This is a genomic window from Paenibacillus sp. V4I3 (assembly GCF_030817215.1).
In the GTDB taxonomy this organism is placed as follows: domain Bacteria; phylum Bacillota; class Bacilli; order Paenibacillales; family NBRC-103111; genus Paenibacillus_E.
On record NZ_JAUSZA010000001.1, the window covers coordinates 7005138 to 7028257 of the forward strand.

General features: G+C 41.8%; 18 protein-coding genes, 1 pseudogene and 1 riboswitch. Of the genes and pseudogenes, 4 read left to right on the forward strand and 15 right to left on the reverse strand.

Annotation, left to right across the window (positions count from 1 at the left end):
• Positions 1-14 precede the first annotated feature (14 nt).
• Positions 15-1367, reverse strand: a complete 1353-nt coding sequence (locus tag QFZ77_RS32125) for a response regulator transcription factor (protein WP_307446251.1) — start codon at positions 1365-1367, stop codon at positions 15-17.
• Positions 1368-1379: 12 nt separating this feature from the next.
• Entirely contained in the window at positions 1380-3110 is a 1731-nt protein-coding gene (locus QFZ77_RS32130) for a sensor histidine kinase (protein WP_307446254.1), read from the reverse strand.
• Positions 3111-3223: 113 nt separating this feature from the next.
• On the opposite strand from QFZ77_RS32130, the gene QFZ77_RS38065 reads away from it, so the two are divergent.
• Positions 3224-3517 carry a cupin domain-containing protein gene (locus tag QFZ77_RS38065; RefSeq protein WP_373462695.1) on the forward strand — a complete coding sequence of 98 codons (294 nt, stop codon included), beginning with the start codon at positions 3224-3226 and terminating at the stop codon, positions 3515-3517.
• Positions 3518-4163: 646 nt separating this feature from the next.
• On the opposite strand, the gene QFZ77_RS32135 is transcribed toward QFZ77_RS38065, so the two are convergent.
• The 12 genes and pseudogenes from QFZ77_RS32135 to QFZ77_RS32190 form a co-directional block, all read right to left on the reverse strand.
• Positions 4164-4838, reverse strand: a complete 675-nt coding sequence (locus QFZ77_RS32135) for an ABC transporter ATP-binding protein (RefSeq protein WP_307446257.1) — start codon at positions 4836-4838, stop codon at positions 4164-4166.
• Positions 4839-4897: 59 nt separating this feature from the next.
• Positions 4898-5599 carry an RNA polymerase sporulation sigma factor SigK gene (gene sigK, locus QFZ77_RS32140; protein WP_047676202.1) on the reverse strand — a complete coding sequence of 234 codons (702 nt, stop codon included), beginning with the start codon at positions 5597-5599 and terminating at the stop codon, positions 4898-4900.
• Positions 5600-5939: 340 nt separating this feature from the next.
• Positions 5940-7124 (reverse strand): GntR family transcriptional regulator, encoded by a 1185-nt coding sequence (locus QFZ77_RS32145; RefSeq protein ID WP_307446260.1) that lies wholly within the window; start codon positions 7122-7124, stop codon positions 5940-5942.
• 92 nt (positions 7125-7216) lie between these two features.
• On the reverse strand, positions 7217-8824 hold the full coding sequence (locus QFZ77_RS32150) for a response regulator (protein ID WP_307446263.1): 1608 nt from the start codon (positions 8822-8824) through the stop codon (positions 7217-7219).
• A complete protein-coding gene (locus QFZ77_RS32155) occupies positions 8817-10658 on the reverse strand; it encodes a cache domain-containing sensor histidine kinase (RefSeq protein WP_307446266.1) in 1842 nt (613 codons plus the stop codon). The genes QFZ77_RS32150 and QFZ77_RS32155 overlap by 8 nt, the downstream gene beginning before the upstream one ends.
• The gene (locus tag QFZ77_RS32160) at positions 10600-11922 is read right to left on the reverse strand and encodes an ABC transporter substrate-binding protein (protein ID WP_307446269.1); all 1323 of its coding nucleotides are present in this window, start codon (positions 11920-11922) and stop codon (positions 10600-10602) included. Before QFZ77_RS32160 ends, QFZ77_RS32155 begins: the two co-directional genes overlap by 59 nt.
• A gap of 198 nt (positions 11923-12120) precedes the next feature.
• A pseudogene (locus QFZ77_RS32165) lies at positions 12121-13167 on the reverse strand (glycoside hydrolase family 43 protein).
• A 30-nt stretch (positions 13168-13197) separates the two neighbouring features.
• Entirely contained in the window at positions 13198-14028 is an 831-nt protein-coding gene (locus QFZ77_RS32170) for a carbohydrate ABC transporter permease (RefSeq protein WP_307446271.1), read from the reverse strand.
• A gap of 6 nt (positions 14029-14034) precedes the next feature.
• Positions 14035-14934 carry a carbohydrate ABC transporter permease gene (locus QFZ77_RS32175; protein ID WP_307446275.1) on the reverse strand — a complete coding sequence of 300 codons (900 nt, stop codon included), beginning with the start codon at positions 14932-14934 and terminating at the stop codon, positions 14035-14037.
• A gap of 69 nt (positions 14935-15003) precedes the next feature.
• Positions 15004-16326 (reverse strand): ABC transporter substrate-binding protein, encoded by a 1323-nt coding sequence (locus tag QFZ77_RS32180; protein ID WP_307446279.1) that lies wholly within the window; start codon positions 16324-16326, stop codon positions 15004-15006.
• A gap of 545 nt (positions 16327-16871) precedes the next feature.
• Entirely contained in the window at positions 16872-17531 is a 660-nt protein-coding gene (locus QFZ77_RS32185; protein ID WP_307446282.1) for a FusB/FusC family EF-G-binding protein, read from the reverse strand.
• Positions 17532-17794: 263 nt separating this feature from the next.
• Positions 17795-18529, reverse strand: a complete 735-nt coding sequence (locus QFZ77_RS32190; protein WP_307446285.1) for an MBL fold metallo-hydrolase — start codon at positions 18527-18529, stop codon at positions 17795-17797.
• Between the two features lie 82 nt (positions 18530-18611).
• Between QFZ77_RS32190 and QFZ77_RS32195 the strand changes: the two genes are divergently transcribed.
• The 3 genes from QFZ77_RS32195 (at position 18612) to QFZ77_RS32205 (ending at position 22554) form a co-directional block, all read left to right on the forward strand.
• Complete coding sequence (locus tag QFZ77_RS32195; protein ID WP_307446287.1) at positions 18612-20354, forward strand: sensor histidine kinase; 1743 nt, start codon at positions 18612-18614, stop codon at positions 20352-20354.
• Between the two features lie 74 nt (positions 20355-20428).
• Positions 20429-20527: riboswitch (purine riboswitch) on the forward strand.
• A 58-nt stretch (positions 20528-20585) separates the two neighbouring features.
• Complete coding sequence (locus QFZ77_RS32200) at positions 20586-22010, forward strand: NAD(P)/FAD-dependent oxidoreductase (RefSeq protein ID WP_307446290.1); 1425 nt, start codon at positions 20586-20588, stop codon at positions 22008-22010.
• Between the two features lie 181 nt (positions 22011-22191).
• Entirely contained in the window at positions 22192-22554 is a 363-nt protein-coding gene (locus tag QFZ77_RS32205) for a LytTR family transcriptional regulator DNA-binding domain-containing protein (protein WP_307446293.1), read from the forward strand.
• Positions 22555-22665: 111 nt separating this feature from the next.
• Here the strand turns inward: QFZ77_RS32205 and QFZ77_RS32210 are convergent, their stop codons facing one another.
• Complete coding sequence (locus QFZ77_RS32210) at positions 22666-23064, reverse strand: hypothetical protein (RefSeq protein WP_056836124.1); 399 nt, start codon at positions 23062-23064, stop codon at positions 22666-22668.
• Positions 23065-23120 lie beyond the last annotated feature (56 nt).

The following is a 23120-nucleotide window of genomic DNA, read 5'->3' on the forward strand; positions in this document are numbered from 1 at the left end:
CCCTTTCACTTTCTTTACTCATTTGTTTTGTTATTCCGATATTCTTGGGGGGAGATGCCCTTCTTTCTCTTGAAGAATGTCGTGAAATAGGAATGCGAATCAAACCCGACTCGTACAGCAATTTCATTTAACTTCAGGTTGGTATGTTCCATGAGGCGAATCGCCTCCTCCAGCCTCATCGTATGGATATATTCAAGTAAATTACTCCCTGTCATTTGTTTATAAAAGCGAGATAAGTACGACGGGTTAAAATGCACTTTCTCCGCAATGGAGGTCAGCGAGATATCTCCGGATAAATGCTCATGTATATACGTATGAATCTGGTCAATGACCAACGATTTTACGTCTTCCTGCCTCATCCCACCTCGCTCATATAAAGATTCCTCATCCATACTGGATCCTTCGAGGTCGATCATGACCATATTTTGGCCTGCTGACACCCTGTTTTTCAGCATGGACCGTAAGGATTCATATTGATCCCGGATTGTGTCCCATATGCATATAGGATTATCGGATATGCCGAATGATACGAAAACACCCAACCTTAGTTCACAATCATTTTGTACTTGTTCCAAAATGCCTTTCATATAGACTTTGACAGCATTCCACTGCGATTCAATCGCCGTTTCAGCGGCCTGAAAACGACTTAGCAGCACTTCTTCAGGCTGCAGAAGCCAGACAAGTAGATCATTACCTAAAATAGCCTGCTCTCTTGCAATTGTCGCGGGCAGGTAATTGTCAAATGTCCTTTGAACAGATTCAAGAATCCCCCTGGAAGTCACATCCTCCAAGCGGTCGATGCTTCCAATCAGAAAAAATGCTGGCTGATCAATCGAAATGCAAAAGTCCACATCTTCATAACGAGACTCGTTTCTCAGTGAACGCATAGGCTCGCCTTCCAGAACCCTTCTCACTAGCTCGTCTTTCAAAAAAGGCTCGACGATTTGAAAATGCATCCTAGCCTTCTCTTCTTGAATTCTACGGCGGTTCTCTTCATCGAGTTTTTTGGAAGCCTGCTTCACGGCTTCGAAAATGGGGCCAACTCCTTCTGTTTTCAGGATATAATCGTCCACATTTTTGCGCAGAGCTTCATGAATGTAATCAAAATCACTGTATCCGCTCAGAAATATGATGCGGCATAACGGCCAATAGAAGGTAATTTCATCAATGAGCTGAAGTCCGTTCTTTTGGGGCATACGTATATCGCTGAGTAGAATATCCAGCTTCTTTTTCTTGGCGATCTCGACAGCCTCTTTGGCGGAATAGGCTTTGCATACATCCAGTTCGAACTGAGTATTCTCCTGAAAAAGCTGAACTAGGCCATTTACGATGCCGGGCTCGTCGTCTACAATCAAAAGTCGGTACATAGTCAAGCCTCCTTATCCAAAGATTATAACTAAATCAACCTTTAATCCCCCATACGGACTGCGCGAGACGATGAGTCCGCTGCCCGATGCATACTTTAGCTGAAGCCGGTTATTCACGTTAATTAATCCCGTTTTTTCAATATGTTTCGAATCCATTGCGAGTTTTTTTCGCAATTGTTCCACATGTTCGTCGGTTAGCATGTTTCCGTTATCCTCAACCGTTACTTGCAATCTTCCTTCGTGATAATCCGTACTAATATAAACGATCCCTTCTTCTGTACCGTCTTCAAAGGCGTGTTCGAATACATTTTCGACAATAGGCTGAATAATGAGCCACGGCACGGGGATAAACTGCGGGATATTCGATATTTCTTGATATTCGTAAGCAATCCGGTTTGAGAAACGAATACATTGAATTTCACAATAATCGAGTGCATGGCGGTATTCTTTATAAAACGGAACCTCATCCGATCCGCTTCTTGTGATGTACTGGTAGTAGCTCCCTAGTTTCTGGGAAAGCGTAGCGGCTCCGTCCGTGTCCCCCACTTGGCACATCACATGAATATTGAAAAAGCAATTGTAAAGAAAATGCGGATTAATTTGAGATTGGAGCTGCTTGAACTGGGAGTGCTGCAACGCGATCTTCTGCTCATAGATTTCTTCAATCGATTTTTTCAGTTTGTGGGCCATGTTATTGAAGCCGTTGAAGACATAATGAAATTCATCATTTGACTTGGACTCGATGATGATATTGAGGCTATCGGCTTCAATCATATGGAAGGCTTTGACCAGCTTGGATATCGGTCTGTGGATCATCAAATGAACAGAAAATGAGTACAGCACCATAACGATAACAGCCATAAAGAATAGAGAATAGAACCATGAACTGAAATGGACTAAAGGACGCGTGATTTCATTCTGGTTTACGTACATCATTAAGGACAAGTGCATGGAACTGACCTCATCCCGGATGATAAAGTAGCTAATACCATTGAGCTTTCTTATCACCGACCCATTCGAGTCTTTAACGCTTGGCTCGCTTGTCAAGTTCAATATCTCGACTGAATCCTTGACTTCTTTCGCAGTCGTCAAGACAACACCAGATTCTTGATTTCCCAGAAAGACATTGGACTCCGGATACAAGTTTGTAATTTCTCTTAAAGCGTTTAGCAGCTTAGGTATCGAGATTTCGATATAGGACCAGATGCCGCCGTAATTTTCAACTTCAATGAAAAAGATCCTTTCCCCGATCTGATAAAACGAGGGCTTTGGCGTAATTGGGATAAGGGACTTAATCAATTCCATTTCCGGATTCGGTGTAACGGTAACGTCGTTTGTCGTGGAAATCGTTTTTCCGATGGCCTCAACATACACGCCGGCGTTCACCACATATTCACTGGATTCGGTAAGAGTCGCTAGTCGATCTATGACCCGATTAATGAGCTCGACCTTTTCATAATCCTCCAGTGTCCTGCCCCGGAAACTCAGCTTCTGCAGATTATCATCGTTTAGCAGTTGAAGCTGTAATTTTCGAATTAAATACAGTTCGTTATCCAACTGCTTTGAATAAAAGTCCGCACCAGCCACAGCGGAATTCAGAATTGTTTGTCTCGTTAGGGACATTCCTTTGTAATTCAACCAAATGTTCATGGAAATAAGAGGGAGAAAAAATAGGATGAAAACGATGATCATTTTCTGATAGACAAACCATTTCGATGTTTTCCTTGCAACCTGTAATTTCAATAATCTTCCTCCTTGAACTGATGTATTATAAGGTAAAGCTATATATCCGAAAAAAGGAACGGTTTCGGTGGATTTGTACCGATTTTCCAATATAACCAATTAATTGCAAATCGTTGGCAGCATTTTGGCTTGAAGCCCCGGGGTGGTATTGCACGCGTCATCATCACCATTTGTTTGAATTGCTATGTTGTTTGGAAGGGGAGGGAAAGCTTGAACTAAACCGTGAATCGGTCACATTGCAGGAAGGAGACTGGGTGCCGATCAAATCCGGTGTTCGACAACGACAGTATCTCTCCTTTAGCCGGGACTGTCAACTGCAGGCCCTGCGGATTCCAACGTTCAACGGTTCCTTGATATATGCCGTCCAGAAACACCTGGGCCCGATCATGAACATCTTGCAGGTATAAATTCTCGCAATCAGGGGACCCGTAACTTTAGTCGAATAGATGATAAATCCATAGCTCTGGCATAAAATCATTGTTACAATTGTCCATGAGTACAGTCCATTCCTACTCCGTACACTTGAGATTTTTTCACCATCTACTTCCTCCAAATATTTCAAGAACTTATGATATGCCTCATTCTGACGTTTGGTAATATCTTAATCCTATCAGATTGAAAATTCTTCTGGAAAAAATACGCTTTCATCTTTGCTGTCTGTATTAACGAATTCTGCCCGTTACTTCAATGAAAAACAGGGAGCAGCTGCCATAGCAGTCCACTCCCTGTTTAATCCACTTTTTTCTTCAATGTAGGTAGGCATGGATGGCCAATATTTCGTCATGTGTAAACAATGCAGGCCGGCCAATAATCGCTTATAAATTCTCCTTTTGGTCGGTAACGATGCGAAGATGGTTGCCTTATGAATGTCATTCAGCACTCCTGAATTTTCGAAACTAAAAATAATTCCCTCTGTATTTCAATATTGGTTTTATGGTGCGTCCGAACGTTCATTTTCTCAAGTCAGCTCATTTTTCGAAATTTTTCATTGAGTAACTCAAAGAAAATAAAACAAACCGGACCCCCTTATTTGGAGTTCCGGTCCTATAAACACTAAACAACTTCATTCAATCGCCCATCCCGAAACCGCACAATCCGTTTCGCCTGTTGCGCAATCAATAAGTCATGCGTAATCAAAATAATCGTCCGACCTTGTGCATTTAATCTCTTTAAAATGTTTAAAATCTCCACACCTGTCTTCGAATCTAACGCTCCCGTAGGTTCATCCGCCAAAATGATTGGAGGATCTCCTGCCAACGTTCGCGCTATAGCAACACGTTGCTGCTGTCCACCAGATAACTCTGATGGAAAGTGCCTCTTACGATCCAGCAAGTCCACCGATTCTAGAGCATGCAAAACGAGAGGCTCTCTTTCCTTTTTACTCATTCCCCGATAGATCAAAGGCAACTCCACATTCTCATAGGCACTTAATCTCGGCAGCAAGTTGAAGCTTTGAAAAACGAAACCAATCTTCTGATTACGAATCTCAGCAAGCCCAGAATCCTTTAGCAATTTTATTGCTTGACCATCCAGGTCATAGATACCTTTATCTACAACATCCAAACACCCGATGATGTTCATCAGTGTGGATTTGCCGGAACCTGATGGTCCCATGATTGCCACGAACTCTCCGTGATCAATATCTAACGAGACATCATCTAATGCTTTAATCGTTTCCTCGCCCATCGTGTAGTATTTACTGGCATTCTCGATATGGATTAACGTCATAACCTTCACCTCCATTACTTGCACAGGGTCCAAATAAATGAAGTATCCAATTCGTAACCTTACCGTTTCGCCTTATAAAACTCATGATAAAGCTTCATGAGCGCCCTTTTCTCTATCCTTGACACATACGACCGCGAAATCCCCAGCTCCTTCGCAATCTCCCGCTGCGTCCGCTCTTCTCCACCTAATTCCAACCCAAACCGTCCAACGACGACTTCCTTCTCGCGATCGTCCAAGATTTCCAAGTTCCGATATATTTTGCTCTTCTCTATCTTGAGCTGAACCTTATCTACGACATCATCGGCTTCTGTACCGAGAATGTCGATGAGCGTAATTTCATTCCCCTCTTTGTCCGTTCCGATGGGATCATGCAAAGACACATCCTTGCGTGTTTTCTTTAGCGAGCGAAGATGCATAAGTATCTCGTTCTCGATACAACGTGCTGCAAAAGTCGCCAGCTTCGTCCCTTTGTTGGGAGAGAACGACTCGATGGCTTTGATCAATCCGATCGTCCCGATCGAAATCAAATCCTCTAAATCTTCTCCTGTATTGTCGAATTTTTTGACTATATGCGCGACAAGTCTTAAATTATGTTCAATCAACTTATTTCTGGAATGGTCATTACCTTCAGCCATGAGCCTAAGATGTTTTTCTTCTTCTTCCTCGGTAAGAGGTTGTGGAAACGCATTGTTTTTGACATAGGATACAAGCAAAGTTAACTGTTTGATTAATAAAGCAATTGCACTAAACAATCCAGGCATTCCAGCCACCCCCTTCAGTGTAGCGGATCATAGCTGTTTAGGAAGCCTCCGCTTATAGATTAGTATTAGTCTATGTGGGTGTAAGCCTAGAAGTGCATGTACGCAAAAGATTACCACTGCTCCGATCGTTTGAATTCACTCAAGATACATGTGTTTATCTTATATCTTATTGAGGATAATCCATCTAAGTTTCTTTATGCTATAAACATAGCATATATATCGTATAATTTAATTAGCCTTTTAAGATTATAGCATTATACATCTATTTCTCGTCATAAAACAAAAAAAGCGCCTCTTTATGACCTTTCGGGTCTAAAAAGAGTTCGCTATATTATGCTTATCACTTTTTTAACGGTCCTGTCGATTTACCCACCACTAACTTCGGTTGAAGGATAATCTTATGATATTTACCATCACCTTCACCATCACTATCCAACAAGCCAATCAATACTTCAGCTGCTTGTCTGCCTATCTCTGCCTCGGATTGAGCCACATGTGTAAAGGCTCTTGTTTCACCTTCCCCCGAGGATGGGTCATCGAAGGTGAGAATAGAAAGCTCATCAGGAACACTAAGCTCTAATCGTTGTGCAATGGCAGCAATATGAAGACCAAGCTTAGCATTTAATGTTATATATGCCGTAGCCAATTTATTACGGATATATCTATACAAAGGATGCTGATCGTCGACGCCTTTATTATAATCAATTCTGAATTCAGTTAAAATGAACGCTGGATTGATCAAAGCATTTTTCTGCTTTAAAGCTTCCATATAACCAGCAATCCGCCCTTCAACTGTAGTTGTAGAAAGCGGAGAATCCGTTACGATGGCGATATCCCGATGACCCAGATCCCAAAGGTGAGAGACCGCTAGTTGGATGCCCATAAAATTATCCGAGCTTACCACATGTGTTTCTACGCCAGGTAAATTTCGATCAATCAATACAAACGGATAATTTCTTATCTTCATTGCGAGGATTTCTTCATTATAGGTTTCCGCATCAATTGGAAAAATAATCAAGCCCTCTGCGCCTTTATGGATGAGCTCCATAATCGCTTCTTTTTCTCTATCCTTGTTATCTTTCGTGAGTACAATAGCTAAATAATAACGGCTCTCATCCAATATCGAATTAATGCCTTGAATCAATCTTAGTGCAAAGTAATCCTCTAACGACGGAATTAAGAAGCCAATCATTCGGCGACGGTTCGTTGATAGTGGTTGATAGCTTTCCCCGGAAACCACATTAGATTCAAGCCCAATCACTTTAGGCTGATCCTGATATTGTACAACAGGTTGAGGCATAGACTTGCTTTGGACGAAGCTTCCTCTTCCTGGTATTCTGTAAATCCAACCATCCTTGGCTAGCTGAGTGAGGGCATTAGCAACCGTGATTCGGCTAACGTGAAACTCCTCCATCAATTCTTTCTCTGTTGGAATTTTGTCATCAGCTGCCAGCTGCCCTGTTGTAATCAAGCGCTTAAAATGCTCCTGAATCACCATATATAATGGTTGTCTTTCATTATTCATTGTTTTTGCCCCTATTTGCTAAATTCTCTTATATCAATTATAGCAAATTGACCTACTTAGTCAATCCCCCTCAACTGGCCGACTCGCTAAACCTAATTCGATCCCATATTCTTACCCTCACGGTATTCTGTAGGGGTTCGATTCGTAAGCGTTTTGAACACGCGATTGAAATGACGAATATTCGTAAAGCCCGTTGAATCCGAGATCACTTGAATTTTTTCATCCGAGTAGAGCAGCATCGTTTTCGCTTTTTCTATTCGCTTTTCCGTAAGAAAATCGATAAAAGACTGACCTTGCTTGCTTTTAAACAAGCTGCTTAAATAAGATGGATTCAGATAAACGATTTCCGCCATCATGTTTAGGGTGATCGATTCAGCATAGTGTTCTTCGACATATCGCACAACCAATTCAACTGGACTGGTTACAAACTTTTTCTTGCGGTTCGAAATGCAAACACTTAAATCACCTAACAGCTTCTGGCAGCGTTCGATCAATTCTTTACTGGACGAAATGGAGTAAATATCCATTAACACCTGCTTCACATCGGTAGCCTTCAGCCACTGTTTAACCACAGCCAAATTGACTGCCAGTTCGTAGAAGTGAAGCAGCATTTTGCAAATTTGCTGTTGAATGATTTCTGGGTCATGCCATTGTTGACAAAGCTTGGTTACAAATTGACTTGCCTGGTATTGTACATTAGTCAAATCGCCTTCTTGGACAAATTGATTGAGCAGGTTCCAATCGGAGGAATGCCATTCGAACTTCTCCATTTTCATCTCGGCTATGGTCTCACTAGAAAGCAAGCGGTCTCCGCCAATAACCAATCGGTACAATAAAGCTAATCCCGCTTCCTTGTAGGATTTAGAAATTGATTCCAAGTCCTTGGCAGGACTGCCTAGTCCAAACGTGATTGTAAAATTGGATTGCCCGCGGATTTCCTTGCGGATTCGGTTTGTTAATTTCTCAATTTCCGAATACGAGGATTCCCCTTCCTCATGATTGATTAAAGCGACAACCTCATTATCATGTAAAATAAAGACATGCCCAAGTAAGGATTTGTCGATGCTCTCCTGAATAAATTGCTGCATGTAGACGGAAAACAAAGATGGATTCAATTGGTAATATCTTTCATCCGTTACTGAATCTCGGTCTAGCTTAGCAACCAAACAGCTAGTATTAGGATGTGGAAATAGAATTCCTACATTCTCAAGCAGCTCTGTCTCCGCATGATGAATGCTCCCCGTTAGTAGACCGGCTAATATATGGTGACGCATTTGATTCTGTACTTGTCTATCTTTGGCATTTACTTTACTTTGCTGCTTTTCTAGCGCCAACTCTTCCTGCAGCTTGCCAAGCAAATCATATAACTCTTCTCTTTCGAATGGTTTCATTAAATAGTCTTTTGCCCCTAATCTTAGGGATTCACGAGCGTATTGGAAATCGTTATACCCGCTCATCACAACACATGCAATCTGCGGGTAGCGTTCCTTCACGATATACTGCAGCTGGATACCATCCATCCGTGGCATTTTGATATCTGTAATAATCAAATCGGGCTGTAGTTCCTCTATTTTTTCTAAGGCTTCCACGCCATCCATGGCTTCCCCAATAACAATCCATTCAGATTGCATCTCTGCAATCATTAGTCGAATGCCTTTACGAAAAATCGCTTCGTCATCTACGATTAGTATATTAGGCATCCCTTATACCCCCTTCAAGATTATCTTCTATGAGCGGTAAAGTAAGGAATATGATTGTTCCTTGTTGAAGGCTGCTCTCTATCTTAATGCCATACTGATTACCATAGCGCAAGGCTATTCTTCGATGTACATTCATTAAACCGTGACCGCCTGTGCCTTCCTCAGATGAGGCCAAATCGAATTTTTTATCAAGTAAATTTTGCAATTGCACCGCGCTCATACCTGCTCCATCATCTTGAATGGTGATCAGCATATTATCTTCCTGTTTCTTTCCTGTAAGGATAATGTTGCCATATCCATTCCCCTTATCAATTCCGTGCACAATACTATTCTCAATGATCGGCTGTAAAATAAACCGAATAACGGAATAGGAAAGCAGTTCAGGCTCAATATTTACATGGAATTGAATTTTTTCCTCAAAACGAATTTGCTGTATTGCCATATAGCCTTTTACATGCTCTAGTTCCATATTAAGCGGCACTTGGCTTTTGTGACTATTGATGCTGTAACGCAGCAGCTTGCTTAAATTATTGGTCATTTTAACCACTTCACGGTTGCCTTGTATTTCTGCGTACATGCTAATTGAACCTAATGTATTATATAAAAAATGAGGGTTAATTTGGCTTTGCAATGCAGATATTTGCGCATTCTTCTCTCTAATTTCCGATTCATAAAGACGATAACCTAAATCACTGAGCTTTGACACCATGATATTAAACGATTGACTAAGCTGCCCAATCTCATCACGGCTGCTGATGGGAATCGATACATGTAAGTCTCCGACAACAACCTTTTTCATTAAATTGCGCAATTCACTAATCGGATTCGTAATACGCAGGGCGAAAATAGTGAAAATGATGAACGCAAGGAGCAAACAAACAGCTCCGATCAGGATAATATAGTTCCTAACATAAACGGTGTCCTGAAGCAGAGTGGCAAGCGGTACCATTTCGATCATCGTCCAGCCCGTGAAGGGTGAAGTATAGTAGGATAAAAGCTCTGTATCATTGTTTTGCTTATAAACAACAGTCCCTGCACCTTTATATGGCAGTAATTTATCAGAATCAATCCCATATTCCATGCTTTTATAGATCATCGATCCCTCGTTATCGACGATCATAATGTTCTTCTTTTCGTTGGAAATAGCTTCAATTTTGTTACGAATCACATTCTTATCCACATCCAGCACTAGATAACCTAGAACCTTACCCGTATCTACACTGCGGATTTTTCTGGCAAAGGAATACACTTGGTTATTTGTGTCTAAGGCAGTTTTGTTGAAGGTACCGATATAAACGATTTTTCCTGTTTTGGATACTTTTTCATACCATGGTTCATCTTCTACACTTTTTATTGAATAATTGGCTTGCTCCTCCAACATGGCTGAGTAAGTACCGCCAGAAACTCGATAAAGGGTTACCCCTGAAATATCCAATCTTCCATTCGCAAATACACGCTTCGTGAAATCCTCAATCGTCACCCTTTCATTAAATGAAAGATTCGAAGCCGACTGCCCGCCCGCCTCCAAATATTTCAATATTTGCTGCGATTGGTAAGGCAACAGAGTTAACAAATTGAGTTCATTCATATAGGTATCAATATTAGCTGTTAATTCCTTCACGACGTCCATTTGATATTTGCCGGTGTTTTTTTGAATGGATGCTGAATAGCTCGTGTAAGTCAAATAGCTGGCAATCCCGAGCGGAACGGCAATAAGTATAAAGCTAATAACAATAAGCTTAACGGCAATAGGCAGGTTTTTAATCCACTGCAGCCTATTTTTGAGCTGTATTCTGCTGAATCTGAAGATTGGTATTAATAATCTTTTGCGCATTATGCAGCACCTCTTGTGGTGTTGACTGACCCACCATCATCTTTTCAAACTCACGCACAAGTTCATCATTAATCGTTCCCTGTCGCGGTTGACTTGGAAAATATTTCACATCATCCGCCGAGCTGGCATAGTCAGGGCGATATTTAAGCTGCTGAAACTCTTTCGATTCTACGGCTTTCTTAACAGCCGGAATATGTCCGGCTTTCGCCCAGCTTGCACCGTGAGCCGCAACCCAATTGGCAAATTTGATGGCTGCAATCTGCTTTTGCTTATCCGGCTTCTCATGATAGGGAAGAGAAAACGTGTGGGAGTCGCCCCAAACCGCTGGATGATCGTAGATCTGAGGTATTTTTGTAACACCAAAATTCAAATCTGCAGCTTTCTCAAAAGTACCTGTTGCCCAAACGCCTGTAATTAATATGGCTGCGTTGCCTTTAGCAAAGTTTTGAACCGTATCGTTAATATTAGGATGGATGAGCTTACTGGTATAAAGAGAGTTCACAAATTTCAAGGATTGCAGCGCAGAAGTATTATCAATGGCTGCCGCTTTTCCATCGTTGGTATAGAAACGTCCCCCATCCATGCTCATCTGATTATAGAAGGAATACCACAACCAGAAGGAGTCAATTCGCACATTAGGCTCAGCCAGAGGAGATATATGTTCCGGTACACTCGCGCGGATTTTTTGTAGAAATTGAATGAATCCTTCTTCACCATTGGATAAAATAGGCTTTTCTTTCTCATCTAGAAGGCCAGCTAGCTTCAGCCAAGTTTTGTTATAGTACATGACTTCTAGATGCGTATCTAGTGGAATTCCCAAATGCTTATCATCGGCAACCGTGCTTTTCAAAATCGTCGGATTAAAATCGTTCCAATTAACGCCGGCCTCGACAGCCAGTTCATTCAAATCTGTCAAGAAGCCCGCAGGCGCATATTGTGAATATTTGGCTGAGTGAACAATCGCGATATCAGGCGCTTCTTCTGTCACGATTGCCGTTGAGAGCTTTGGATAATAATCACTTGAATTATTGTTGATCTGTTCTATTTTAACGTGATCATTATTCTCGTTATTATATTGCTGGATTAATTCGGCCATAAATTGTCCATCGCCTCCACTAAACGGAGACCAAAAGGTGATTCTCAGCTTATTAGAGCTGGCTTCTTCTGTATGGGTATTCAGCTGTGGACTGCAGCTTATTGTGAAAGAACTCATTAGGATAAGGATTAATGTGGCGCTTAATCTTGATCGCTGCTTACCGCTCACTTGAATCCCCCGATTTAAGATATAGTATCTCTTAATTATACAAAGTAGGGCATGTGAATCCAATGACCTAATTACTCCAGTAATGGACATATTTTTAGGTTCGGTATTATTGGCAGATATTCGCACATTTAGCAGAAAACAAAATAAGGCTATCCCAAAAGGTCATAGACCTTGAGGACAACCTTGTTTTATCAAATTCTATTCACCGCTAGGTACAGCAATTGGAATCCCTTCCGCAATCGGAGTCCCAAAATTCGGCGATCCATCTTGATTCCACTTAAATGGCTGCATACGCACGTTGCGATTCCAGCCAGAGCCTTGGGTTTTCGCGCCATGATACAGAATCCAATCCTCTTTCCCATCTGGTGATTTCGCAAAAGAGTTATGACCGGGTCCGAATACTTGATCTGTTTTTGAAAATACGGCTTTATCATGTTTTTACCATGAGGCAGGATTCAACAAGTCACTTTTCATCTGTGCACTCAGCATCCCTAGACAATAGTCATCGGTCCAGCTGCCGCTTGCCGAATAAATAACAAAAATTTGATCCTTATGCATCAATACCTGTGGACCTTCATTAATGGTAGGATTCCCGACCAATTCCCAGTCATAGGTGGGTCTTGAGATTTCTACTGGTTTTCCGCTAATCGTATACGGATTACTCATCCGTGCAATGTACAAATGTTGACTTACATTCACCGTACCTTCCCAGCCCGACCAAATGAAATATAACGATCCATCCTCTTTTTGCAGCGTTGTTCCATCAATAGCCCATCTGCCAGAAGTGTCCATCATTCCCCTGTCTATATATTTCCCTAGAGGATCCTCTGTCTCCGATTCAAGCACAAACATCCGATGGTTCTCATTCTGACCGTCATCTGCTGCATAGTAGATATACCATTTTCCTTTGAGAAAATGTAATTCAGGTGCCCAAATGTTTGAAGTATTAGGTCCTGAAACAGGTGGAAACCAGACGTCCTTATATTCAGCATTTGAAAGCCCTGTTAACGTTTGCGACTTCCAAATTCGAATCGAATTTCCCGTTGTATGTGTATAATAATAGGTCCCATCCTTCGAAGTGACCCATGGATCGGCTCCGTTGTCTAGTATGGGATTCGTAAATGTTTTCGCTTCCTTTGATGGCGATACCGTACTATTGGTTTCCTTCACAGCTTCCTCTACAACCCCTTTCGAACATCCCGCCAATAGCAGGATACAACCTAATAAAGCAATCAACATGCGCATATGAAAAACCACCTTTGACAGCGTTCCTTTTTACTGTTTAACCCCTGTGGCTGTAATGGATTGAATGAATTGCTTCTGACCAATTAAAAATATAATTAATGTTGGGATCGTTGATAATGTAGCTAGAGCCATTAATTTACCATAGGATGCCGTAAAGCTTCCTGTTGCCATAACGGCAACTCCCGCTGTAAGGGTTCGCATTTCCAAATCAGTGACCGTGAAGAACGGCCATACGTAATCATTGAAAACACTCATAAATGTGAAAATAGCGAGTGTTGTAACAATTGAAACAGAAGAAGGCAGCAGTACGGACGTGAACACGTGCCATTTATTAGCCCCGTCGATTCTCGCAGCTTCAATAATTTCATGAGGAAAGGATTGGAAAAATTGTATTAACAAAAATACACCGAGAGCTCCGCCGGAATACGGTAAAATGAGTACATAATACGTATTAATTAAATTCAAATTACTGAAACTCAAATATTGAGGAAGGAATGAAATAATCCCTGGAACCATTAATGAGCCTATGAATAAAGCAAACAATGTTTTTTTGAAAGGAATGTCCAGCTTTGTTAATGCATAAGCGGCCATAGTATCCAGCAATAGAATCAGGACCGTTGCGGCAAAGCCCACAAAAAATGAATTGAATATCCAGCGAAAAATAGGAACCTCTACATCGCCACCCACAAAAATCGTATGGAAATTATCCCATGTAAATTCTTGAGGCAGCAAATGAAACACAGGCGCCATCACTTCAGCATCTGTTTTAAACGAATTTGAAAACATCCATAGCATTGGAAGGATAAAAATGATGCCTAGCAGCGAAGCCAACAGCACATAAAAAATCTTCGAAGGTTTCATCGTCCTCTACTCCTTTCTATTTGTGACTTTAAATTGAATAATAGAAACAATCATAATCATTAATCCCATTAAAATAGCCATGGCAGAAGCAGAACCAATTTCTCTGGCTGTGTAAGCCGTTTGCAGAATACCTATTAATAAAACCTTCGTCTCTTCAACCTTATCCCCCATCATTAAATTGGGCTGGGCGAAGACGTTATAGGATGCAATGGTCGAAGTAATGAGTACAAAGATAATTACAGGTCTAATAAACGGGACTGTGATGCTTTTAAGTCTATCCCAGCCATTCGCTCCATCTATTTTGGCTGCTTCATAAAGATCCTCAGGTACGCCATTAAGTGCATTCACAAAAATGATCATGTTAAAGCCAATAGTCCACCAAAGCGTAGCAATAACCAATGCGAACCATACGAAGGGGCTATCCAGCAGCCATGGAACCGGGTCGAACTCACGAATTCCCAGCTTTGCTATAAACATATTGATAAATCCGCCGGTAACATCGAACATTCGCTTCCAAATCACGGCCATGACCGTTGCTGAAACGGCATAGGGAATAAAATAAATCGACCGAAAAAGTGACCGAAGTTTTGCGGGAAGTGCATTTAGCAGCAAAGCAAAGCCTAAACCTACAATAACTAAAAATGGAACCGAAAAGACGACAAACTTCAAAGTCGCTTTCATCCCAATGAAGAAGAGGTCATTTGGTTGCGTACCCTTCGTAAAAATTTGCTTATAATTGTCTAATCCAACAAACGGATGTACAGGATCCAGTAAATTATATTGCTTTAAACTAATGATAAAGCCATAAATGATTGGAAAGAGCGTAAACAATAAAAAGGCTAGAAAATACGGCAATATGAATAAGCTTGAAGTCAGCTTTGATTTCCAATTTGATGTTGTTGACAACGGATTCCCTCCTATACTTAGAATTGAAGACGGGTAAACGATACCCGTCTTCCTTCCTTTCACTATGACTTACTTTTTCATCGCTTGTGTAGATTTGGCTGCTGCATCATCAAGCGCAGCTTTCGGATCCTTCTTACCTTGCAAAGCATTCGCTAACTCCGTCCAAATACTGTCGGAAATTGGACCCCAATTTAATACTTTAGGTGCAAATTGAACATAATCAAAAGACTTAGCAACTTCTGTTTGTTGCTGTGTCATGGCTTTAAATGCCGCGCTGTCACGTACGACTTTAGAAGCAACTGCTTGACCGGACTCTGCCCAATCAATCGAATTGGCAGATACGAATTTCAAGAAATCTCCGGCACCTGCAAGAACATTGGCATCTGTCGTTGATTTAGGAATGACAAAGTTGTGTGATCCGCCGAAAACAGCCTGTTTGACGGTTCCTAGTTGTGGAACGGGTGCAACACCATAGTTGATCTTGGCTTTATCGAAAGCATCCTTGGACCAAGGACCATTGAAGTGCATGGCACTTTTCCCTTGTTGGAACAAGTTGAAGTCACCATCTTGCGCAACTGTAGGAGGGGATACTTTCATCGTCGTTAAGCTTCTCATAAATGTAACGGCTTCTACACCAGCCGGTGAGTTATAAGCAATATTCCCTTTATCATCTAAAAAGCTTCCGCCATTTTGGAATAGGATGGTCGGGAACAAGAAATTTTGAATCCAGAAAGTTGGCATTGCCGCTCCCCAAACACCTTTGGAAGGATCGGTAAGCTTTTTCGCAGCATCTACAAATTCTTGACGATTGGTTGGAGGCGCTGTAATACCGGCAGCTTTGAACAAATCTTTATTGTAATACATGATTAATGGATGAACATCCAAAGGAATGCTGTACCATTTGCCATCTTTTGTAGAGTAATCTACCGTTGCAGCAGGGAAGTTGCTTTTTTCAACACCAACGGATTTTGCTACTTCGTCCAATGGCTGCAGCAAATCTTTAGCAATATACGTAGGCGTTTGGTCAAGATGCATGATCGCTACATCAGGAACTCCTTTTTTCGTTGCGATCGCTGTATCCAGCAGTTTATAGTAATCGGCATTTGGCTGAATCGTCATTTTCACGGTATATTTTTCTTGTGATTTATTGTAATTGTCGACGATTTTTTTCATAAATGGACCATCATTACCTGAGAATGGCGTCCAGAAGTTTACCGTAACTTTTTCCGCGCTTTTCGCAGGTTCTGGCGCTTTGGTAGCTGCCGCTGAAGCAGCTGGTGTTGCCGCAGCTGGAGACGAAGTCGCCGTTTTAGTTGAAGAACAACCTGATAGCACCATTGCCAAGGATAGCCCGGTTAAACCCAACATTTGAAAACTTTTCATCTTAACCATGTATATAATCTCCCTTCAATTTGAACACAGAATAATGGACTTGCTTCTCTAGCTCGATTTGTGTCAAAATTGTAGTGACGATTGAATTTCGCAAGAATTCAGTCTCACTACCGACGAGCGATCAAAAGGAAAACCCACGCCAATGGAGCCTTTTATCGCTCTTTTATTAACTCCCCGTACCATTAGAACATTTATTAACCTTACAATTCCTTATACCTCATCACCCCGTTGCTCTATTGTTTACCACAACCTAACTATAATGACTTTGAGAAAGCGTTACCATGACGATATTCAAGGACCATTGGACATATTTTCAGATAACATAGAAATTGCAACGCAACCTCAGCTCCGCCTGAGAGCGCCAAAAAGGCGCTTTCGGCACGCTTTTCGGCTCCTCAAACGCACAAAACATCAAAACTTACAGCTTTAAGCGCCGTTTCGGCGTCTCACGAGTATCATAATTCCCTATACAATAGCAAAGAAGCGAAAACCGCTCTTTCGGCTTCCGCTTCTTCTTTATTAATTATCTATATACAGCGCGGCAATTAAGGACCAATCAACACGCCCTGTATGAATTTCTCCAACACGGTAACATCGGTTATATTCTTGTTGCAAGCCTCGCTGTTCACACACATGTAATTGCCGATTGCTCTGTAGTAATCAGGCGTAGCGCTTGCCGGCTTCCATTTGGTCACCGCCATAAATAACGCAACCTCTTCATGCCGATTACACACAAAGCAAATGCCTTTCTTATTCGTCGGCGTATATTTCCCTTCAATTCCAACGAGCTTCCCGTTCAGATGATAAACGAGGAACAATTTATTCGTCGCGATATCGGACCAGCCGAGATACGTCACGTACCGATAGTCGATGGCCGTTAAATCGGGCACCTTTAATTTTTTGATTTTGGGAAAAAGCTTCTTCAGCTGATTTTCCGTCACTTGCGCAAATTCCGCCAAATAAGGCTCCAAAGAACGCAAATAGCGCTGAAACTCTTCTGCTGTTTGCAGCAGCGTTATATTCCCCAGTGCTTGCTTTTGCAGCTCATTTGCTTCCGGAAACACCTCGTTCAGTTTGTCTTGCGCGTTATATCGCACCGACTCTACCACTTTCCGATCGGAAACGGAATTACAGGTACTTTGCAGCAGACCGACCTGCTTCTTGATATCATTATATTGATGGTTTCTAATGAATGGTTGATTCATTGCTTTTCAGCCCCTTATTTTTGATAAAAATAAAATAAGTTGCAAAGCCCCATTATTAGAAACGATTTAAGCTTTCTCGGGCGATCACGACTTCCAAATCACCCCATGCAAAGATCGCCCTAATGAAAGGCTTTGCATGAGTCGTTACTTATTCCGGCAAATTGATTTGCCATATTTACCGCCTCCCTTGTAAGAACTATTATAAGGGAGGTCCTTCAATTGCTGCAAGCTATACACCGCTTGAGGCTTATCGGCGTGACACTCTACATATACCCAAGCAAAGGCTCAGCCAACCGAAACTTATACACCTGATGAAACTTCTCCCGCCGATCCGTCTGCACATAATCATCCACGTAATGCATAAGAATCATCTTCGCTTGAATGGATTCCGGCAGACTCAGCAGTTCATCGAGTGACGTATGCGACGGCAGCTGATCATCCTGCATATGACATTCGTGATAAATGGTTTGCACCTCATCGGCGATACTCCGAATGTAGCTTTCATCCATTCTGGTATCCCCGCTAAAGTAAAAATACGGATTGCATAGAAGACCGTAACTAAGCATGTCCGGCACATGCAAGGTAGGGACAAGTTCGAATTTCACACCCGCTACCGTAAACGCATTGTCCACACATTTGACGTCAAAATAGTCCTCAAGCACGCGCTTGCCCCGCGTTGTCAGCTCCAATCCGTGGCGCAAGATTTGCCACAAATCGTCTTTTAAACCGGTAGGTACATAAAGCTTCGGCTTCATTCTGTTCGGGTACACCCGGTGATACAAAGCCAGTTTCTGCAAGCCATTCACGTGATCCTCATGCAGATGAGTGATAAAAATATGCTCGATCTGATTGAGCTTCATTCCCAATTGATGCAGCCCAAGGTGATTAGACTCAGGGAAATCTATACATAAATTCGTATTTTCAAAGGTAAGAAGAGCACTATTATGCCCTTGCTCGATACTAAAACCGTCCCCGCAACCCAGAAATGTTACTTTCATAAAAACCTCCATTTTTCGTGTGTGATTCTATGTATTTTTATACTATGATAGTTGATAGATATGGCCATATTAGGAGGATAACATGAACAAACTACATAAACCGAAGCCAAAAATCCACCTGCGCTCTTCCATCTTTATCCTAATGATTTCCTTAATTATTGTACTACTTACGGATAGCGTATTCTACTATTATACCAAAAGGATGCTAACTTCCGAACTTGAAACCAAGCTGCAGCTTATCGCAGATAACGTCACCATCTCGATTAAACACTCCAAAACTGGTGAGAAATACGTAGAGAACCTAATCGGCCAAAATCTGCGTACAGCCTCGTTAGCAGCACAATACCGACTCGATCCCGACATTGAGAAAGTGACGAATGAAGAGCTTACTGTTCTAAGTAAGGAGTTAATGATCGATCATATTACACTAATGAAACGAAGCGGTGATGATATTATTGGCTACAAATCCTCCGAGCCCAAGGAGATTAACATGAGCACCAAAACATGGTCCAGAGATTGGTTTCAAGCGTTCAATCAGCTTTTAGACACCAAAGAAACTAATGTACAAAGCGGCCAAGCGCTGCCTCATTATTGGTCAGGACCCATGAATACATCTATGACAAACCCCCAGTTTGTTGACAAATGGGGCTATTACTATGATGGCCGCACGAATTATATTCTCGATCCCTACGTGCATGATACGTTCTTCCGAGATTATCAACGGGAAACGGGTGTGGATGCTGTTATTAATGAAATGATTCATGGCTACACCAACCATGGAGCCAAAGAAATTGCCGTTTACAATCCGCCGATCTTCCTGAAGCAGCAGGAACAGTATAAAAAGGAAGGCTACATCTGGTTCACAGATCGGGAAATATTGTTCGGATCCTATACGATGAAAGATAATCGGGATCAAGAGATGGTTCAAGCCGTCATGCAATCGAAGCAAACAAAGCAGCTTATCACCACGATCGACGGAAAAACCTATCTCAAAATGTTCATTCCGCTTCAACTGGATTCCCCTGTTGTTATCGGTTTGACAGCTGATTATGAAACCGTACAAAAATCAATTCAACAACAGCAAGTGAACCTGCTCATTTTGATCGGATCAACCGCACTTATCGCATTCATCCTAGTTATTCTGAGCATCCGCTTCATCAATCGGAATCGAGAAGCAACCGCGGAAAGCATCCAAGAAGTTTACGTTGATCATATCGGCTCACTGTTCCGTTCCATGAAAGAACAGCGTCATGATTTCAATAATCATGTTGCTACAATACATTCCCTCGTTCATTTGAAAGAATATACGGAATTAGATCGTTACACCACCGAGATTATTGGTGAAACGACAGCTTTGAATGACATTATTCAAATTAACGTGCCTGCTTTATGCGCGATTGTTCAGTCTAAGGCTATACAGGCCGTTGAGCGCAAAATTACATTCTTTCATGAAGTCAGTAATTTAAATCAGATCAACCTTGGTGCTGTCAAAGCGACAGATTTGGTTCGAATCATCAGCAATTTAATCGATAACGCATTTGATGCCGTTACTGTTTCCAAAAAGGCAGAGGACAAAGAAGTCAACTTAATTGGTGTTTTGGAAGGAAATTTACTTACATTCAAGGTGATCAACAACGGTGAACCTATCCCAAGCGATCGTCTAAAAAGTATATTCGATCCTGGCTTTTCTACGAAACAAGAATCCGGACTCCACGCCGGCTTAGGTTTGAGCATTGTCAAAAAACTAGTGGACAAGTATAACGGAACCGTTCATGTCAGCAGCTCAGAAGCCGAAACCAGCTTTACGATTTCCATTGTTGTATAAAGAAGATTACACGAACATTATCTAATTGACATCATTTAATGTTCGTATTATGATAGTCAAGTCGGTAAGTAATAGCCACATACGTATAAATCGTTCGTATATCCTTGAGGATTGGCTTAAGGGTCTCTAGAGGGAGCCATAACTTCCTAGCTACGACGGGTACTTGCTTTCGCATACCCGTGTGGCTGGGTTTTTTTGTGTCCAAAAATGAATAATCCAGAGGAGATTGCAATGAAAACATATGATTTTATCGTTGTTGGTGCAGGACCTGCCGGTATTTTTGCCTGTTATGAAATGACACTGCTTCACCCTAAAGCTAAAGTATTGCTCGTAGACAAAGGCCATGATATATACCATCGCAGTTGTCCGATCCTGGAAAGTAAAATCAAGCTATGTCCTCCCCCGGCAGGCAAAAAGGACTTCTCTGGCTGTCTTCCTGCTTGTTCCATTACGGCTGGCTTCGGAGGTGCGGGCGCTTATAGCGATGGCAAATTCAACATCACTACCGAATTCGGCGGCTGGATGACGGATTATTTGGCACCAACCAAAGTGATCGATCTGATTCGTTATGTGGATGGCATTAATCTACAGCATGGTGCAACCGAGAACATTACGGACCCTACGACTGAGGCCGTAAAAGATATTGAACAGCGCTCCTATGCTGCAGGTTTAAAGCTGCTTCGCGCTCAGGTTAGACATCTGGGAACCGAACAAAACTTAATGATTTTGAAATCCATCTATGAATATTTGAAAACACGTATCGATATGCAGTTCAAAGCTGAAGTTGAAGATATTCTAACTTTCAAACGGGAAGACAAGCATGTTATCCAAGGCATTCGTATGAAGGATGGTACAGATATTCATAGTAAACAAGTAATGTTAGGGCCGGGTAGAGACGGTTCTGCGTGGTTAACGCAAGTGCTCAAAAAGCGCCGACTCAAAATGTATAACAATCAAGTCGACGTAGGCGTCCGCGTAGAAACCTCGGATGTCGTTATGCGCGAAATCAACGAGCATCTTTATGAAGGTAAGTTTATTTATAATACATCAGTGGGGACACGAGTACGTACATTCTGTAGCAATCCATCCGGTCATGTTGTGGTCGAGAATCACAGCGGCGTCATGGCAGCGAACGGCCACTCTTACAAGGATCCAGCACTAGGTTCTAGTAATACGAACTTCGCCCTGCTCGTTTCTCATAAATTTACTGAGCCTTTCGATAAGCCGAATGAATATGCGCGTGAAATATGTAAACATGCGAATGACTTATCCAGCGGCGGTGTGATCGTGCAGAAATTTGGGGACATCATGCGTGGACGCAGGTCAACGGCTGATCGGATTCGCGAAGGCTTCCTTGAGGCGACTTTATCAGAAGCTGTTCCTGGTGATCTAGGACTTGTACTTCCCTACAATACAATGAAAAGTTTAATTGAAATGATTCATGCACTTGAAAAGGTAACGCCAGGTATAGCTTCAGAGCATACTCTTTTCTATGGGGTTGAAGCGAAATTCTATTCCGCTCGACCTAAACTTAGTGAAAGCTTCGAAACCGAGATACAAGGCTTGTTCTGTGGCGGTGACGGGGCTGGAATTACACGAGGCTTGGCTCAAGCTGGGGCTGCTGGTGTCTGGGTGGCGCGCAACGTAGTCGTCTAATTATTTCCGGGGAAATACGATTTCTTTCGTCAAAATCTGCTGTTAACTATTGGATCTAACTCATTATAGTTAGGTCCTTTGGTAATTTTACCTTTAAAACTACTTTAAATCTCTTTTAAAATATGGTAAGATGAAAACGTTCTCAATGTAAGCGTTATCATTTTAAAAGGGGGATTACAAAATGAATGTAGCGCTCGAAACAAGAAACACCTATGAGGAATTCGCACTGGAGAAGGATATTATGTACTTCCGAGTCGGAGAACATGGGCTAGTCTCTTTCCATGGGAAAAACTATCACATTAAAAAACGCATGACCACTGAGCAAATTCAAGAAATTACTACAAATAGCTCCTTTTTCAAGGTCAATACGGATTGCTATGTGAACACAAGAAAAATTCTACAGATTCAGGATGGCAAAGTATTTTTCGAAATCAAGGGTGCTGATTCCAAATTTGCATCGATTACGAAGCTTCGCCAATTCCGACTGAAAGAAATCGTGCAGCAGCACAAAACGGAAGCAGCTGCAGGTGAATCAGCAAAATAAAGAAACATTCCTTGAGGCGCAGTGTTATACCAATACCAAACTACAGCGGCCCACGAGGTTATACAGAAAAGGAGCTAACGAGAATCACGCTAGCTCCTTTTTGGTTGAATCCTATGAAATTTTTGCGAGTGTTTCTTGTTGATGCTCACGGATAAGAAAGCGTATGTAGTCGACTGTTGTATCTTTCACCTTTTTGGCTTCTTCCAAAGTCGCAAAGCTGTACTCAGCATGATCTGTGCTTTCGTACTTCTTCAGCTCTTCATAGTTCATTCCAAGTGTGGAGAAGTTATAAACCAGTTCGTAGGGTGTCTTAATATCCACATTTTTCACGAAAATATCTTTGGAAAAGAATGAGCCTTGTTTCTCCACTTTAAAAATCACACGAAACGGCTTGTCTTTATCCGACACAAAGCACTTGATAACAACGTCGATTTCCATCGTTTTATAATCCACAGCGTTCGTAGGTTCCTGCTTTGGTGTATGCATCCATTTTTTCAAAAAACCCAGCACAAGATTCCCTCCCCAATAACGACATGAATATAACTCATATTGTAGCGGATACACCA